Genomic DNA, 241 nt, shown 5'->3' with positions numbered 1-241 from the left:
CATGAACCGGATATTCCTGAATAATAGGCTTTACAAGTTCATTTAAAGGCGCACAGTCGCTCGTAAAATCTCCCGGAATATTTTCCCGTACTGCTAAAATTGCCGCACCGTGGTCTCCTAAAAAGCCGTTGACGAGAATTTTATCCCCGGGTCTGGCCTTTTTCCCTGACGGATTATTCGGGGTGCTAATTAAACCAAGACCCGCGGTATTTATATAAATTTTATCTCCTTTACCTTTTTC

General features: G+C 42.7%; 1 pseudogene. It reads right to left on the bottom strand.

The window, feature by feature from the left end:
- A pseudogene (locus tag ciss_RS09090) lies at positions 1 to 241 on the bottom strand (hydrogenase expression/formation protein HypE); the annotation flags it as partial.

It is taken from the genome of Carboxydothermus islandicus, assembly GCF_001950325.1.
GTDB classification, from domain to species: Bacteria; Bacillota; Z-2901; order Carboxydothermales; family Carboxydothermaceae; genus Carboxydothermus; species Carboxydothermus islandicus.
The sequence above is the reverse complement of the archived record's forward strand: the minus strand, read 5'-3'. Positions and strand labels throughout refer to the sequence as shown.